The organism is Streptomyces sp. NPDC029152, assembly GCF_055564355.1.
In genome coordinates this window covers 735,932-751,287 of record NZ_JBVHWR010000001.1, presented here as the reverse complement: position 1 = coordinate 751,287, position 15,356 = coordinate 735,932, and the positions used below count along the sequence as shown (strand labels likewise).

Here is a 15,356-nt window from a genome sequence, read left to right as displayed (position 1 = left end):
CGCTTCCCATCAGGGCCCGACGGCGACATGGTGACAGCGACGCCTCTACCGACGACGAGACGACCTACGAAGGACCTGAAGTGAATATCCGCTCCCTCACTCGAGGCGACGGCGTGGTGATCGGAGCAGCGGTGTTGCTGTTCATCGCGTCGTTCCTCGCCACGTACGACGGCGAAGGCAGTGACATCCCCAACGCCTGGGACAACCTGGGCCTGGTGATGAGCATGTACGTCGGCGGCATCATCGGGGCGGTGCTGATCGTCCTCGCCCGTGCTCTTCCCCAGCCGCGCAAGGTCGTCGGCCTGGAGCTCGGTCAGCTCGGCGTCGCGCTGGCCGTCTTCTCCGCCTGGACCGCGTTCTGGACGATCATCGACCCGGCCGGTCCGTTCGACCAGCTCGGCTCGGGCATCGACGCCGGTTCCGGCCTCATCCTCGGTCTGATCGCCGCCCTGGTGCTGGCCGCCGCCGCCCTCGCCACCCCCCTCGTCCCCGCCCTCAAGGGCGCGCTCGTCCCGGCTCCCCGCCCGGCCGCGCCGCAGCCCTACGGGGGCCAGCCGCAGGGCGGTTACGGCTACCCGGGCGCGGGTGCGCCGCAGCAGCCGTACGGCGCGCAGCCGGGTCAGCCCGGCCAGCCGTCGTTCGGCGGCCAGCCGCAGCCGCAGGCCGCGCAGCCGCAGCAGGCGCAGCCGGCCGGGGACTTCTCGCCGTTCTGGTTCGCCGTGCCGGTGCCGCGTCCGCTGTTCGCGGAGGACGGCTCGCCGACGCCGATCGCCGAACTGGCGCCGGGCACCTGGTACCTGGCCGTCGAGCAGCGCGGCGCGAATCTCGTCGCCCAGACGCAGGACGGCCGTCGCGGCGTCCTGCAGGACACCTCGGGCATCCAGCGCGGCTGACCCCCTCGCGGTCGCCGAACGCCCCAACGGCCCCCCGTCCGGACGCGGTTCCGGCCGGGGGGCCGTCTCCTGCCCGCCCGTCCGCAGGTTTCCGCCGGGCCCGCGGGGCCATACGCAAGGCATGTCTAGATACCACGGTTCCAGCTCCGCGGGACGGGCCGTCGCGATCGTCGCGGACGTCATGGCCTTCATCCTCGGCCTGTGGATAGTGATGTACCTGTTGGACGCCAACCGGGCCAACGACCTGGTGCGGTTCGTCCATGACGCGGCCGACGTGCTGGCCGGCTGGTCGCGTGACCTGTTCACCTTCGACGAGGCCTGGGCGCGCGTCGTGGCCGGGTACGGCCTGGCGGCCGTGGTCTACCTCTTCGTCGGCCACGCCATCGCCAACCGGCTCGGCCACCGCTGACCGCCCGGCGCCCCGGTCAGACGCAGCAGTCCGGGTCGAGGCCCCTGGGCAGCCGGTCGCCCGAGAAGACCTGGCAGGTCGCCTCGTGGCCGCCGAGCGCGGCGACGGCGAGCAGCAGGGAGCCGGCCGTCCAGGTGGTCAGTTCGCGCGGCCAGACGACCCGGTCGTCGAAGACGTACCCCGTCCAGTACAGGCCGCTGTCGGCGTCCCGCAGGTGCTGGATGGACTGGAGGATCTCCAGGGCGCGGTCGGACTCGCCCACCGCCCACAGCGCGAGGGCCAGTTCGGCCGACTCGCCGCCCGTCACCCACGGGTTGGGCACGACGCAGCGCACGCCGAGGCCGGGGACGACGAAGCGGTCCCAGCTCTCCTCGATGCGCGACCGGGCCTCGGTGCCGGTCAGCGCGCCGCCCAGCACCGGGTAGTACCAGTCCATCGAGTAGCGGCCCTTGTCGAGGAACCGCTCCGGGTGGCGCCGGACGGCGTGCCGCAGCGCGCCCACCGCCAGCTCCCAGTCGGGCTGCGTCTCCTCGCGCTGCTCGGCGATGGCGAGGGCGCAGCGCAGCGCGTGGTGGATGGAGGAACTGCCGGTCAGCAGCGCGTCCTTGACCGGGGTGCCGTCGTCGTCGCGCCGCCAGCCGATCTGCCCGCCGGGCTGCTGGAGGAGCAGCACGAACTCGGTCGCGGCGACGACGACCGGCCACATCCGGTCCAGGAACGTGTCGTCGCCGGTGGCGAGGTAGTGGTGCCAGACGCCCACGCAGACGTAGGCGACGAAGTTGGTCTCCCGGCCGCGGTCGGTGACGTCGGCGAAGTCGCCGTCGGCGTAGGCGGCGTACCAGGAGCCGTCCTGGTTCTGGTGCCGGGCCAGCCACGCGTACGCCCGCTCGGCGGCGTCGTGCTCGCCGGCCGCGTCGAGGGCCATCGCCGCCTCGACGTGGTCCCAGGGGTCGAGGTGGTGGCCGCGGAACCAGGGGATGGCGCCGTCCTCGCGCTGCACGGCGAGGATGCCGCGGACGGTGGCCGCGGCCTGCTCCTCGGTGAGGACGCCGGGCAGGACGAGGTGTTCCGTGCGGGGGGTGCGGGGGCTGCTGGGCGGCGTCACGCGGCGTCCACCGGCGCCAGGTGCGGCTTGGTCGCGTAGGCCACGAAGCTCTTGCCGATCAGCGGGTTGAGGGCCTGCTCGGCGACCCGGGTCGCCAGCGGCTTCTTCATGATGTCCCAGACCAGCAGCTTGTGGTACGCCCGCACGGGCAGCGCCTTGTCGTTGTCGACGCCGAAGGCGCACTTCAGCCACCAGTACGGCGAGTGCAGGGCGTGCGCGTGGTGGGTGCCGTAGGGCTTCAGGCCCGCCTCGCGGATGCGCGCGAGGAGTTCGTCCGCCTTGTAGATGCGGATGTGGCCGCCCTCGACCTCGTGGTAGGCGTCGGACAGCGCCCAGCAGACCTTCTCGGGGCCGTAGCGCGGCACGGTGATGGCGATGCGGCCGCCGGGCCTGAGGACGCGGACCATCTCGGCGAGGACGCCCTTGTCGTCGGGGATGTGCTCCATCACCTCGGAGATGATGACGACGTCGAAGGACTCGTCCGGGAAGGGCAGGGCCAGCGCGTCGCCCTCCATGGCGGTGGCGGTGGCGCCGGCCGGCGCCTCTCCGGCCTCCTTCATCGCGGCGAACCACTTGGCGACCTCGCGGATCTCCTCGCCGTTCTGGTCCAGCGCCACGACCTGGGCGCCGCGCCGGTAGCACTCGAACGCGTGCCGGCCGGCGCCGCAGCCGAGGTCCAGGACGCGGTCGCCGGGGGCGAGCGGGAACCGGGAGAAGTCGACGGTCAGCACGTGGCCCTGCTTTCGGGGTAGACGCCGGTGTCACTGGTGGCCGGGGTCGCGGTCACGATCCCCGGGGTGGTCGGGGAGGAGGGGCCGACGGCCTCGCGGTAGCGGGCGACCGTGCCCTCGGCGGCGCGGGCCCAGGTGAAGTGCCGCAGCACGCGTTCGCGTCCGGCCGCGCCGAGCCGGGCCCGCAGCTCCGGGTCGCCGAGCAGCCGCTTCAGTCCGGCGGCCAGCGCGCCCGCGTCGCCCGGCGGCACGGCGAGGCAGGTCTCGCCGTCGCGTCCGGCGACCTCCGGGACGGCCCCGCCGGTCGTGGCGAGCAGCGCGGTGCCGGTCGCCATGGCCTCGGCGGCGGGCAGCGAGAAGCCCTCGTACAGGGACGGCACGCAGGCGACCTCGGCCGAGCGGACCAGGTCGACGAGTTCGGCGTCCGAGATGCCCTTGACGAACTCGACGGCGCCGTCGAGGCCGTACCGCTCGATCGCCTGGGCGACGGGCCCCTCGGCGGGCCGCTTGCCGACGACGACGAGGTGGGCGTCGGGCTGCTCGGTGCGGACCTTTGCCAGCGCCTCGACGAGGAAGACCAGGCCCTTGAGCGGCACGTCCGCGCTGGAGGTGGTCACGATCCGGCCGGGCACCTGCGGCACCGACGGGTCGGGCGAGAACAGGTCGGTGTCGGCGCCGATGTGGACGACGTGGACGCGCTCGTCCCGTACGCCGAGGTGGTCGACGATCTCCTGGCGGGAGGTGCCGGAGACGGTGAGCACGGTGGGCAGGCGGCGCGCGACGCGCTTCTGCATGCGGGTGAACGCGTACCAGCGGCGCACCGAGTACCGGCGCCTGCGGCTGTCGGCGGCGTCCAGCTCCAGCCGCCGGTCCACGGTGATGGGGTGGTGGATCGTGGTGACGAGGGGCGCGCCGACGTCGCCGAGGAGGCCGTAGCCGAGGGTCTGGTTGTCGTGGACGACGTCGAACTCGCCGCGGCGGGCGCGCAGATGGCGGCGGGCGCGCAGGGAGAACGTCAGCGGTTCGGGGAAGCCGCCGGTCCACATGGTGGCGACCTCGAGGGCGTCGATCCAGTCGCGGTACTCGTCGCGCTTCGGGGTGCGGAAGGGGTCCGGCTGGCGGTACAGGTCGAGGCTGGGCAGCTCGGTGAGGGAGAGCCGGTCCTCCAGGCCCTCGTCCAGCACGGGGTAGGGCTGGGCGCCGATGACCTCGACCCGGTGGCCGAGACGGGCCAGTTCCCGCGAGAGGTGGCGGACGTAGACGCCCTGGCCGCCGCAGAACGGGTTCCCCTTGTAGGTGAGGAGTGCGATGCGGAGCGGTCGCAAGCCGTCGGCGGCGGGCTCCGGACGGGGACCCGCCTGACTGGCCTCAGCGGTCACTCTGGGCCCCTCTCTCCCTGCTTCGTCCCGCGACACTATGCCGGGACGCTAATCTAGAACAAGTTTCAGACTTGATCGTCAGAGGCTCCGAATCTACCGGCAGGTAGAGGAGCTGTGACGGGTGGATCAGGTGATTCACGCCACGACGGCGGTCACGCCGGGACCCCCGCCGGGCCGGGCGGGGGGAGGAAGGGGAAGAAGGTGACCGAGGTGGACCGTCCGGTGGCGGGCACGACAGCCGCTCCCGTGCGCCGCGCCGCGTCCTGCCCGCCCCTGACGGAACGGCAGGAGGCGCGTCGCCGCCGCATCCTCCAGGCGAGCGCCCGGCTGGCCGGCCGGGGCGGTTTCGACGCGGTGCAGATGCGCGAGGTCGCGGAGTCCTCGCAGGTCGCCCTCGGCACGCTGTACCGCTACTTCCCGTCCAAGGTGCACCTGCTGGTCGCGACCATGCAGGACCAGCTGGAGCACCTGCACGCGACGCTGCGCAGGCAGCCGCCGGCGGGCGAGACGGCGGCGGAGCGGGTGGCCCAGACCCTGATGCGGGCCTTCCGCGCCCTGCAGCGCGAACCGCAACTGGCCGAGGCGATGGCCCGCGCCCTCACCTTCGCCGACCGCAGCGTCTCCCCGGAGGTCGACCAGGTCTCCCGCCAGACGACGGCGATCATCCTGGACGCGATGGGCGGCCTGGCCGATCCGACCCCCGAGCAGCTCTCCGCGGTCCGCGTCATCGAGCACACCTGGCACTCCACCCTGATCACCTGGCTCTCGGGCCGCGCCTCCATCGCCGAGGTGAAGGCGGACATCGACACGGCGTGCCGCCTGATCGACCTGACGGAGGCCGGGGAGAGGGGCACGCCGGTCCGGTGAACCGGGCCGTTCAGGCCAGGTGGGCCCGGACCAGGGCTTCGGCCGCGGGCAGGACGTCCCGCTCCCGCCGGCTCATGGTCGGGTTGGCCGCGCGCCGCCGCAGCGCCTCGGCGAGGCCGTCGGGGGTGATCCCGGAGGGACCGGCGAGCAGCGCGGCCAGCATCTCCCCGGCGGGCCCGGCCATCGGCCCGTCGTCGGCGGCCACCTGGGCGAGGATCACCGCGGACATGCCCCAGTCCAGGCCCGGGTCGCCCTCCTCGGCGTTGGACCAGTCGATGACGCGGGGCCCGTCGGGCGTGAGGATCACGTTGTCCGGGTGCAGGTCCAGGTGCAGGACGCGGACGCCGGGGACGGCGGAGCGGCGGGCGGGGACGTCGTGCAGCCGCCGCAGCAGCCCCGCGAGCAGGGTCCCCGCCTCCCGGGGCGCCAGGGAGCCCGACAGGCACGCCCGCAGCGCGGTCGGCCCGGACAGCCGCTCCAGCACCAGATCGGTCCGGGGCGCCCCCGGCCCGCCGGGCCGCACCCGGGGCGCCGGGTAGCCGTGCGCGCGCACGTGCTCCATCACCGCGCCCTCGGACACGGCGTCCCCGACGCCCTCCCGGTCGCGGCGCAGCACCCACGCCTCGTCGATCTCGTACACGTCGGCCGTGCGTCCCGCGCCGAGCAGTCTCCCCAGGGGCATGCCCCGGAAGGTACCGGCAGCCCGTCCCGCCCTCAGGACCGCCCCCCGGCCCGCCCTCCTTACGGGCGGGTAAAGTGGCGGCGTCGTCATCACGCCCGTACGGGGGGAAGCCGGTGCAATTCCGGCGCTGACCCGCAACCGTGAGCCGTCCCCCGAGCAGATCCGCGGGCGGTGAGCCGGATCGCCCCGGACGGAACCGTGACCGGCTCACGTGCCCGGCGCCCGCCGTGCACGGGCACCGTCGAGGCACACGGGGCCGAGCCGCCGGGGGTGCCCCGTGCTGTCCGGCCCCGCGCAGGGAAAGGCACCCGCCGATCATGAACGTCCGCCGTCGCAGCGCCGCGGCTCTCGCCGCCATAGCCGTGCTCGGCGCCGCCGCCGCGCCCGCGGTCGCCGCCGACCCGTCACCGTCCGCCTCCGCGTCCACGCCCGCCGGGCTGTACGGCACCGCCGACCCCCAGTACGACGGCGTCTGGCGCCAGTCGCTCGCCCTGCTCGCCCAGGACACCGTGGGCGTGGTCCCGTCCACGCAGGCCGTGACCTGGCTCGCCGGGCAGCAGTGCGACAACGGCGCCTTCGCGCCCTACCGGGCCGACACCGGCAAGCCCTGCGACGCCAAGACCACGGTCGACACCAACAGCACGGCCGCCGCCGTCCAGGCCCTGTGGGCCGTCGGCGGGCACGGCGACGTCGTCGAGGACGCCCTCGCCTGGCTGAGGTCCGTGCAGAACGAGGACGGCGGCTGGGGCTACACCCCCGGCGGCCCCAGCGACGCCAACTCCACCTCCGTGGTCATCGGCGCCCTGACCGCCACCGGCACGAAGCCGGAGACCGTCACGAAGGACGGCAAGTCGCCCTACGACGCCCTGCTGACGTTCGCCCTGCCCTGCTCGCAGGACGAGGGCGCGGGCGCCTTCGCCTTCCAGCCCGACAAGGACGGCAAGCTCCTCGCCAACGACGACGCGACCGCCGCCGGCGTCCTCGGCGCGCTCGGCAAGGGCCTGGTCGCCGAGCCGGGCAAGGCGGCGGGCGGCGACGCCGGCTGCGCCGGCGGGGACCGGCCCACGCGGGAGCAGGCCGCCGCGAACGGCGCCGCCCACCTCGCGCAGGCGGTCGCGAAGGACGGCCACCTGACGTCCGCCCTCGCCGGCGCCGAGGCCCAGCCCGACTACGGCAACACCGCCGACGCCGTCGTCGCGCTCGCCGCGCAGGGCGGGGCCGGCAGCGCCGCGAAGCCGCTGGCCTGGCTGGAGAAGAACGCCGCGGCCTGGGCGAAGCAGAGCGGTCCCGCCGCCTACGCCCAGCTCGTCCTCGCCGCCCACGCCACGGGCACCGACCCCCGCGCCTTCGGCGGCACCGACCTGGTCGCACAGCTCAACGCCACGGGGCCGGCGCCGCAGGGCGTCAAGGACCGCGCCACCGGCTCGGACGAGAAGAAGGACGAGGCGAAGGACGAGAAGAAGGACGGGAAGGACGGCTCCCCCTTCGGCGTCTGGTGGTTCGTCGGCGTCTGCCTCGTCTTCGGCATCGGCATCGGCTTCGTCCTCAGCGGCCGCAACCGGAAGCAGCAGCCGTGATACGCCGCCTCGCCCTGCTGCTGCCGGCCGTGCTCGTGCTCGTCATGGGCGCGGGCCCGGCGCAGGCCACCGGCTACCGCTACTGGTCCTTCTGGGACCGCGACGGCGACCACTGGACGTACGCCACCCAGGGCCCCTCCACGGCCCGCCCCTCCGACGGCGACGTCCAGGGCTTCCGCTTCTCGGTGAGCGAGGACTCCGGCGACGCGGCCCGGCCGCGCGGCACGGCGGACTTCGCGACGATCTGCGCGAAGACGCCCGCGCGGGACGGCGAGAAGCGGGTGGCGCTCGTCCTGGACTTCGGCACGGCGGCCGACGCCCCGTCCGGCGAGACCCCTCCCGCCGGGCGCACGGCCTGCGCCCGCGTCGCCCCCGACGCGACGACGGCCGACGCCCTGGCCGCGGCCGCCGGCCCCCTGCGCTACGACGCCAACGCGCTGCTGTGCGCCATCGCGGGCTACCCGAGGACGGGGTGCGGGGAGCAGGTGACGCAGAGGCAGGACCCGACGACGAGCGCGGCTCCGGCGCAGAAGCCCGCGCAGGACGACGACGGCGGCGGCCCGTCGACCGGCCTCGTCACCGGCATGGCCGTCGTCGCGGCCCTGGCCGCCGCGGCGACCTGGCAGTCGAGGCGGCGCAGGAATGCCGGCTCCTGACCCGGCCGACCCCACCCGGCCCACCCGGCCGTCCCGGCCCGCGGGCAGCCGTGCCGCCGGGGCGACGGGGGTCCCCCCGCTCGGGCGAAGCCGGGAGCGGGGGAGGGTGGGCGCGGGCGGCGCCCCGTCGGCACCGGCGCGTGTCCACACCCACCGCCACCGGCGCACCGCGTCCGTACACCCCGGCGCCTGGTGGCTCTGGGCGCTCGCCCTCGGCACCGCCGCCACCCGCACCACCAACCCCCTCCTCCTCGCCCTCCTCGTCGCCGTCTCCGCCTACGTCGTCGTCGCCCGCCGCCCCCACGCCCCCTGGTCCCGTTCCTACGGCGCCTTCGTCAGACTCGCCCTCGCCGTCCTCCTCGTCCGCCTCGCCTTCACCACCGTCCTCGGCTCCCCCATCCCCGGCACCCACACCCTCCTCACCCTCCCCGAGGTCCCCCTCCCCCACTGGGCGCAGGGCATCCGCCTCGGCGGCCGCGTCACCGCCGAGGGCCTCGCCTTCGCCCTGTACGACGCGATGAAGCTCGCCGCCCTCCTCGTCTGCGTCGGCGCCGCGAACGCCCTCGCCAACCCCTCCCGCCTCCTCAAGTCCCTGCCGGGCGCCCTGTACGAGATGGGCGTGGCCGTCGTCGTCGCCCTCACCTTCGCCCCGAACCTGATCGCCGACGTCCACCGCCTCCGCGCCGCCCGGCGCCTGCGAGGCCGTCCCGACAAGGGCGTACGCGGCCTGCTCCAGGTCGGACTGCCGGTGCTGGAGGGCGCCCTGGAGCGCTCCGTCGCCCTCGCCGCCGCGATGGACGCCCGCGGCTACGGCCGCACCGCCCGGGTGCCCGCCGCCGTACGCCGTACCACCGCCGCCCTCACCCTCGGCGGCCTGCTCGGCGTCTGCGCGGGGACGTACGGCGTGCTGACCGCCGCCGGCGGCACGTACGGCGTCCCCGTCCTCCTCGCCGGACTGGCCGCCGCGCTCGCGGGGTTGTGGCTCGGCGGCCGCCGGACCCCGCGCACCCGTTACCGTCCCGACCGCTGGGACGCCCGCGCCTGGCTGGTCACCGCCTCCGGCGTGGCCGTCGCGGCCTCGCTGTCCGTGGCCGCCGTCCGCGACCCGGCGGCGCTGCACCCGGGCGTGGTCCCGCTGGTCGCGCCGTCGCTCCCGCTGTGGCCGGCGGCGGCCGTACTCGTCGGCCTGCTCCCGGCGTTCGTCACCCCCTCCCCCGACCCCACCGCCGTGAAGGAGCCGTCGTGATCCGCTTCGAGGACGTGTCGGTCACCTACGACGGCGCGGCGGAACCCACCGTCCGCGGCGTGGACTTCGAGGTACCCGAGGGCGAACTCGTCCTGCTGGCCGGGCCGTCGGGCGTCGGCAAGTCGACCGTGCTCGGCGCGGTCGGCGGCCTCGTGCCGCACTTCACCGGCGGCACCCTGCGCGGCCGGGTCACCGTGGCCGGCCGCGACACCCGCACCCACAAGCCGCGCGAACTCGCCGACGTGGTCGGCACGGTCGGCCAGGACCCGCTGTCCCACTTCGTGACGGACACCGTCGAGGACGAGCTCGCCTACGGCATGGAGTCCCTGGGGCTCGCCCCGGACGTGATGCGCCGCCGCGTCGAGGAGACCCTCGACCTGCTGGGCCTGTCCGGCCTGCGTGCCCGCCCCATCGCCACGCTCTCCGGCGGCCAGCAGCAGCGCGTCGCCATCGGCTCGGTCCTCACCCCGCACCCGGACGTCCTGGTCCTGGACGAGCCGACGTCCGCCCTGGACCCCGCCGCCGCGGAAGAGGTCCTGGCGGTCCTCCAGCGCCTGGTCCACGACCTCGGGACGACGGTCCTGATGGCCGAGCACCGCCTGGAACGGGTCATCCAGTACGCCGACCAGGTCGTCCTGCTCCCGTCCCCGGGCGCGGCACCGGTCATCGGCCCCCCGGCAAAGGTGATGGCCGTGTCCCCGGTGTACCCGCCGGTGGTGGACCTGGGCCGGCTGGCGGGCTGGTCCCCGCTGCCGCTGACGATCCGGGACGCCCGCCGCCGCGCGGCCCCGCTGCGGGAGCGGCTCGCCGGCCGGCGCCCTCCGGAGCGCGCCCCCTCGCCCTCCGCGCTCCCCGCGCCCCGCCCCGCGCCCGCCTCCCGCCGGCTCCGCCGCAGGAAGGCGCCGGACGCCGTCCCCTCCCCGTACGCCGCCGAGGTCCGTTCCCTCGCCGTCCGGCGCGACCGCGTCCAGGCACTGCGCGACGTGGACCTCACCGTCTCCCCCGGCGAGACGGTCGCCCTCATGGGCCGCAACGGCGCCGGAAAGTCCACCCTCCTCTCCGCGCTGGTCGGCCTCGTCGAACCGTCCGCCGGCGCGGTCCGCGCCGGCGACGCCGTGCCGCACCGCACGGCGCCGCGTGAGCTCGTACGCCGGGTCGGCCTGGTCCCGCAGGAGCCGCGCGACCTGCTGTACGCCGACACGGTCGCCGCCGAGTGCGCGGCCGCCGACCGGGACGCGGACGCGGCGCCCGGCACCTGCCGCGCCCTGCTGGCGGAGCTGCTCCCCGGCGTCGCCGACGGCACGCACCCCCGCGACCTCTCGGAGGGCCAGCGCCTGACGCTCGCGCTGTCCGTGGTCCTGACCGCCCGCCCTCCCCTCCTCCTCCTGGACGAGCCGACGCGCGGTCTGGACTACGCGGCGAAGGCCCGGCTGGCCGGCATCCTGCGGTCGCTGGCGGCCGACGGTCACGCGATCGTGCTGGCCACGCACGACGTGGAACTGGCCGCCGAGCTGGCCGACCGGGTCGTGCTGCTCGCCGAGGGCGAGGTGATCGCCGACGGCCCGGCGGCGGACGTGGTGGTGGCGTCCCCGTCCTTCGCCCCGCAGGCCGCGAAGGTCCTGGCGCCGCAGAAGTGGCTGACGGTGACGCAGGTGCGGGAGGCCCTGTCGTGAGCGGCACGACCCGGGCCGCCGGCCCCGGCGCCCGGAAGCCCGCCTCCGGCGGACCCTCCGCGGACGGGCCCGCCGCCCCGCAGCGCCAGGCCCGTGCCGTCCGCCTGGGACCCCGCTCCGTCGCCGCCCTGGTCCTGGTCAGCGCGGTGGGCGTGGCGGGCTTCGGCTGGCCCTTCCTCGCCCCGCCGGACGCCTCGGTGAACGCCCACGCCCAGGACGCCCCGTGGCTGTTCGCGGGCGTGCTGGTGCTGCTGGTGGCGGTGGTGGCGGCGACGATCTCGGAGTCGGGCCTCGGCCCCAAGGCCGTGGCGATGCTCGGCGTGCTGGCGGCGGCGGGCGCGGCGCTGCGCCCCATCGGCGCGGGGACGGCCGGTCTGGAGCCGATGTTCTTCCTGATGGTCCTCAGCGGCCGGGTCCTGGGACCCGGCTTCGGCTTCGTCCTCGGCTCGGTCACGATGTTCGCGTCCGCGCTGCTCACGGGCGGGGTGGGGCCGTGGATGCCGTTCCAGATGCTGTCGATGGGCTGGTTCACGATGGGCGCGGGCCTGCTGCCCCTCCCCGACCGGCTGCGCGGCCGCGGGGAGCTGCTCCTGCTGGCCGCCTACGGCTTCCTGGCCGCGTTCGCCTACGGCACGGTGATGAACCTCGCGGGCTGGACCTTCATGAACACGCTCGCCTCGGGCATCGCCTTCGACCCGGACGCCCCGCTCCCCGACAACCTGGCCCGCTTCGTCGCCTACTGCCTGGCCACGTCCCTCGGCTGGGACGGCGGCCGCGCCGCCATGACGGTCGTGCTCACCCTCGCGCTCGGCACGCCGGTCCTGAAGGCGCTGCGCCGCGCCACCCGCCGGGCGGCCTTCGAGGCCCCGGTCACGTTCGAGGAGGCCGACGGGGTGAGGCGCCCCACGTGACCCGGTTCACCTACGAAGCGGGGTCGTAGCCGACGGGCCGGGCACCCGGCCCTCGCACGACCGCTCCCGCCCCCACCTACGGCCATCCTTAGCAAAAGGGATGATTGCGGGCGAGGAGCCCGCCTGTTTCCCTGAACCGGTCGCCAGGCGCCGATGCCCTTCACGGGCCACGGCGCCGACGCACGCCCCCGCCGCGCACCGCGCGGACCGGCCGGGCTGCGCCGACGCCCCTGTCCCCGAAGAAAGGCACCCCGTTGACCGCCGTCTCCCTCCTCCGCTCCGTCGCCGCCCCGAAGAAGGCCCTCGCGGGCGCCGCCCTGGCCGCGGCCGCCTGCGGCTCCCTGATCGCCGCCGGGCCCGCCCAGGCCGCGACGCCGGCCTCCTCGGCCCGGGCGACCGCGAAGAAGGTGATCGGTGACTCGGCCGAGTACCGGTGCTTCTCGAAGATCGTCGAGCACGAGAGCGGCTGGAACGTCAGCGCCACCAACGCCTCCAGCGGCGCCTACGGCCTGGTGCAGGCCCTGCCGGGCTCGAAGATGGCCTCGGCGGGCTCCGACTGGAGGACCAACCCGGCCACCCAGATCAAGTGGGGCCTGGACTACATGAAGGACCGCTACGGCGGCGCCTGCGACGCCTGGAACTTCTGGCAGGCCAACAGCTGGTACTGATACCGGCTCTCCCATACCGGAGGCGGCGGCCCCCCGATCCCCGGGGCCGCCGCCTTCGTGCGTCCGGACGCCGGCCCCGGGCCGGCGTCAGCGTGCCCGCGCCGGTCCGGTGCGGAACCGGCGCCGGTACTCGGTCGGGGTCGTGTCCAGGCGGCGGCGGAAGGCCCTGACCAGGGTGTCGACGGTGCCGAATCCGCAGGCGGTGGCGATCCGCTCCAGGGTGGCGTCGGTGGATTCGAGCTGGTGGCGCGCCACCTCGACGCGGGCCGACTCGATGTAGGCGTGCGGGGTCGTGCCGAGTTCGTTCTTGAAGATCCGGGTGAGCTGGCGGTCGCTGACGTGGGCGCACGCGGCGAGGTCCGCGACCGTGAGGGGCTCGGCGATGTGGCGCATGATGTGGTGGCGCAGGTCCTCGATGCGCCGGGTCGCGGAGACCTGCTCCAGGGGGACGCTGAACTGGCTCTGTCCGCTCGGCCGTTTCAGGTACATCACGAGCTGCCGGGCCACGCGCAGCGCGACGGCCTCGCCGAGGTCGTCGGCGATGAGCGCGAGGGACAGGTCGAGGCAGGCGCTGATCCCCGCGCCCGTCCACACGTCGCCCTCGCGGATGAAGATCGGGTCGGCGTCGACCTCGACGGCCGGGTGCTCGGCGGCGAGCTGCTGCGCGGTCGACCAGTGGGTGGTGGCGCGCTTGCCGTCGAGGAGCCCGGCGGCGGCGAGGATGTGCGCCCCGACGCAGACGGAGGTGACCCGCCGGGTGCGGGCGGCGAGCTGCCGGACCCGCTCCACCACGGCGGGGTCGGTGAGCGGGTGCACGCGGCGCTGGTCGTCCACCTCGACGGCGCCGGGCACGATCAGGGTGTCGATGCTCTTCGTGGCCAGCTCACCGAAGGTGGTGTCGGGCAGGATCCGGACCCCGGCGCCGGTGGTGACCGGGTCCATGGTCTCGGCGGCGAGGACGACGTCGTAGCCCGCCGCCTCGTCCGTCTCGCGGCGCGCGAGGGAGAACACCTCCGGCGGTCCGGTGACGTCGAGCAGGTCGACGTCCTGGAAGAGGACGATGACGATCAGCCGTCCGACGGTGCTCAAGGGACCCCCCACGCTCGGCAACTGCCATGTCGGTATCTGCATGTTAGATGACATTGCCGACACGGGCCGGTGGCCATAGCGTCTTAGGCGCAGGTCACCGCACCGGTGAACTGCCTCTCCCTCCACGCGAATCCAGGTGGTTCCTCATGCCCAGAACGACGCTGCGCGAGCTCAACGGCTTCGACGAGACCCCGGCGAAGCTCGCCGGGTCCACGCTGATCCTCGTCGACTACCAGAACACCTACACGACCGGCGTCATGGAGCTGGACGGCTGGCGCGAGGCGCTGGACGCCGCGGCCGAGCTGCTGGCCCGGGCCCGCGCGGCGGGCGCGAAGGTCGTCCACGTCGTCAACGACGGCGGCGAGGGCACCCCGTACGACATCCGCGCCGAGATCGGGCAGATCCACCCGAGCGTCGCGCCGGTCGACGGCGAGCCCGTGGTCGTCAAGAAGGTGCCGAACGCCTTCGTGGGCACGGACCTCGACGAGCACGTCGACGCCGCGGGCAACGAGGACGTCGTCATCGCCGGCTTCATGACGCACATGTGCGTGGCCTTCACCGCCCAGGGCGCCTTCCTGCGCGGCAACCGCCCCACCGTGGTGGCCGACGCCAGCGCCACCCGCGCCCTGCCGGTCGCGGGCACCGAGGTGGACGCCCGCCAGGTGCACTACGGCGCCCTCGCCACCATCGCCGACCTGTACGGGGTCGTCGTCGAGTCGCAGAAGGAGATCGTCTGATGAAGCTGCTCCGCCCGGCCGTCGCGCTCGGCGCCGCCGTCGTCCTCGCGGTCACCGCCACCGCCTGCGGCGGCGAGTCCGAGGCCGCCTCCCCCAAGGGCGAGCCCTCGGCCTCCGCCACCACCGCGGCGAACGTCGCGAAGGACACCACGACGCTGCGCGAGCTCAACGGCCTGGACGAGACCCCGGCCACGCTCTCCGACGCGACGCTCATCCTCGTCGACTACCAGAACACCTACACCGAGGGCGTGATGGAGCTCGACGGGTGGAAGCCTGCGGTGGACAACGCCGCGGCCCTCCTGAAGCGGGCCCGCGCGGCGGGCACGCCGGTCATCCACATCGTCGACAAGGGCTACGACCTGAAGTCGAAGGCGGGCCAGATCATCCCGGCGGTGAAGCCGGTCAAGGGCGAGCCCGTCGTCGTCAAGAGCGTCCCGAACGGCTTCCACGGCACCGACCTCGCCGCGCAGGTGAAGAAGGCCGGCCGCGAGAACGTCATCATCGCGGGCTTCATGACCAACATGTGCACGCTGTTCACCACCCAGGGCGCCTTCCTCAACGGCAACAAGCCGACCGTGGTGGCCGACGCCTCCGCGACCCGGCCGCTGCCCCTAAAGGGCAACCCGAACGGCATTCCCGCGCAGCAGGTCCACGAGGCCGCCCTCGCCACGGTCCAGGACCTCTACGGAGTCGTGGTCCCGTCGCAGAAGTCCCTGACCTGACCCTGCGGTTC

General features: G+C 74.8%; 16 protein-coding genes and 1 riboswitch. Of the genes, 11 read left to right on the top strand and 5 right to left on the bottom strand.

The window, feature by feature from the left end:
• Positions 1 to 80: 80 nt before the first annotated feature.
• A complete protein-coding gene (locus tag ACZ4V6_RS03275; protein WP_467822033.1) occupies positions 81 to 893 on the top strand; it encodes a hypothetical protein in 813 nt (270 codons plus the stop codon).
• 121 nt (positions 894 to 1,014) lie between these two features.
• The gene (locus ACZ4V6_RS03270; protein WP_467822031.1) at positions 1,015 to 1,302 is read left to right on the top strand and encodes a hypothetical protein; all 288 of its coding nucleotides are present in this window, start codon (positions 1,015 to 1,017) and stop codon (positions 1,300 to 1,302) included.
• A 16-nt stretch (positions 1,303 to 1,318) separates the two neighbouring features.
• On the opposite strand, the gene ACZ4V6_RS03265 is transcribed toward ACZ4V6_RS03270, so the two are convergent.
• From ACZ4V6_RS03265 to ACZ4V6_RS03255, 3 genes are read right to left on the bottom strand one after another with little or no spacing between them, the layout of a single operon-like run.
• Positions 1,319 to 2,407: a prenyltransferase gene (locus ACZ4V6_RS03265; RefSeq protein ID WP_467822030.1), complete on the bottom strand. Its 1,089-nt coding sequence runs from the start codon at positions 2,405 to 2,407 to the stop codon at positions 1,319 to 1,321.
• Positions 2,404 to 3,138, bottom strand: a complete 735-nt coding sequence (locus ACZ4V6_RS03260; RefSeq protein ID WP_467822029.1) for a class I SAM-dependent methyltransferase — start codon at positions 3,136 to 3,138, stop codon at positions 2,404 to 2,406. Before ACZ4V6_RS03260 ends, ACZ4V6_RS03265 begins: the two co-directional genes overlap by 4 nt.
• On the bottom strand, positions 3,132 to 4,517 hold the full coding sequence (locus ACZ4V6_RS03255; protein ID WP_467822028.1) for a glycosyltransferase family 4 protein: 1,386 nt from the start codon (positions 4,515 to 4,517) through the stop codon (positions 3,132 to 3,134). Before ACZ4V6_RS03255 ends, ACZ4V6_RS03260 begins: the two co-directional genes overlap by 7 nt.
• A 210-nt stretch (positions 4,518 to 4,727) precedes the next feature.
• Between ACZ4V6_RS03255 and ACZ4V6_RS03250 the strand changes: the two genes are divergently transcribed.
• Entirely contained in the window at positions 4,728 to 5,384 is a 657-nt protein-coding gene (locus ACZ4V6_RS03250) for a TetR family transcriptional regulator (RefSeq protein ID WP_467822234.1), read from the top strand.
• A gap of 10 nt (positions 5,385 to 5,394) precedes the next feature.
• Here ACZ4V6_RS03250 and ACZ4V6_RS03245 read toward each other — a convergent pair whose 3' ends face one another.
• A complete protein-coding gene (locus tag ACZ4V6_RS03245) occupies positions 5,395 to 6,066 on the bottom strand; it encodes a phosphotransferase (protein ID WP_467822027.1) in 672 nt (223 codons plus the stop codon).
• Positions 6,067 to 6,144: 78 nt separating this feature from the next.
• A riboswitch (cobalamin riboswitch) is annotated at positions 6,145 to 6,250 on the top strand.
• Between the two features lie 133 nt (positions 6,251 to 6,383).
• Between ACZ4V6_RS03245 and ACZ4V6_RS03240 the strand changes: the two genes are divergently transcribed.
• The 6 genes from ACZ4V6_RS03240 (at position 6,384) to ACZ4V6_RS03215 (ending at position 12,797) form a co-directional block, all read left to right on the top strand.
• On the top strand, positions 6,384 to 7,643 hold the full coding sequence (locus tag ACZ4V6_RS03240) for a prenyltransferase/squalene oxidase repeat-containing protein (protein ID WP_467822026.1): 1,260 nt from the start codon (positions 6,384 to 6,386) through the stop codon (positions 7,641 to 7,643).
• Positions 7,640 to 8,299 (top strand): SCO2322 family protein, encoded by a 660-nt coding sequence (locus tag ACZ4V6_RS03235; protein ID WP_467822025.1) that lies wholly within the window; start codon positions 7,640 to 7,642, stop codon positions 8,297 to 8,299. Before ACZ4V6_RS03240 ends, ACZ4V6_RS03235 begins: the two co-directional genes overlap by 4 nt.
• A 106-nt stretch (positions 8,300 to 8,405) precedes the next feature.
• On the top strand, positions 8,406 to 9,545 hold the full coding sequence (locus ACZ4V6_RS03230; protein WP_467822024.1) for a CbiQ family ECF transporter T component: 1,140 nt from the start codon (positions 8,406 to 8,408) through the stop codon (positions 9,543 to 9,545).
• A complete protein-coding gene (locus tag ACZ4V6_RS03225) occupies positions 9,542 to 11,218 on the top strand; it encodes an ABC transporter ATP-binding protein (RefSeq protein ID WP_467822023.1) in 1,677 nt (558 codons plus the stop codon). Before ACZ4V6_RS03230 ends, ACZ4V6_RS03225 begins: the two co-directional genes overlap by 4 nt.
• A 104-nt stretch (positions 11,219 to 11,322) precedes the next feature.
• Positions 11,323 to 12,129: an ECF transporter S component gene (locus ACZ4V6_RS03220; RefSeq protein ID WP_467822233.1), complete on the top strand. Its 807-nt coding sequence runs from the start codon at positions 11,323 to 11,325 to the stop codon at positions 12,127 to 12,129.
• Positions 12,130 to 12,383: 254 nt separating this feature from the next.
• Positions 12,384 to 12,797: an aggregation-promoting factor C-terminal-like domain-containing protein gene (locus ACZ4V6_RS03215; protein ID WP_467822022.1), complete on the top strand. Its 414-nt coding sequence runs from the start codon at positions 12,384 to 12,386 to the stop codon at positions 12,795 to 12,797.
• 87 nt (positions 12,798 to 12,884) lie between these two features.
• Here ACZ4V6_RS03215 and ACZ4V6_RS03210 read toward each other — a convergent pair whose 3' ends face one another.
• Positions 12,885 to 13,886, bottom strand: coding sequence for a GlxA family transcriptional regulator (locus ACZ4V6_RS03210; protein WP_467822021.1), 1,002 nt, complete (start codon positions 13,884 to 13,886; stop codon positions 12,885 to 12,887).
• A 146-nt stretch (positions 13,887 to 14,032) separates the two neighbouring features.
• On the opposite strand from ACZ4V6_RS03210, the gene ACZ4V6_RS03205 reads away from it, so the two are divergent.
• Positions 14,033 to 14,623, top strand: a complete 591-nt coding sequence (locus ACZ4V6_RS03205; RefSeq protein WP_467822020.1) for an isochorismatase family protein — start codon at positions 14,033 to 14,035, stop codon at positions 14,621 to 14,623.
• Positions 14,623 to 15,345: an isochorismatase family protein gene (locus ACZ4V6_RS03200; protein ID WP_467822019.1), complete on the top strand. Its 723-nt coding sequence runs from the start codon at positions 14,623 to 14,625 to the stop codon at positions 15,343 to 15,345. The genes ACZ4V6_RS03205 and ACZ4V6_RS03200 overlap by 1 nt, the downstream gene beginning before the upstream one ends.
• Positions 15,346 to 15,356 lie beyond the last annotated feature (11 nt).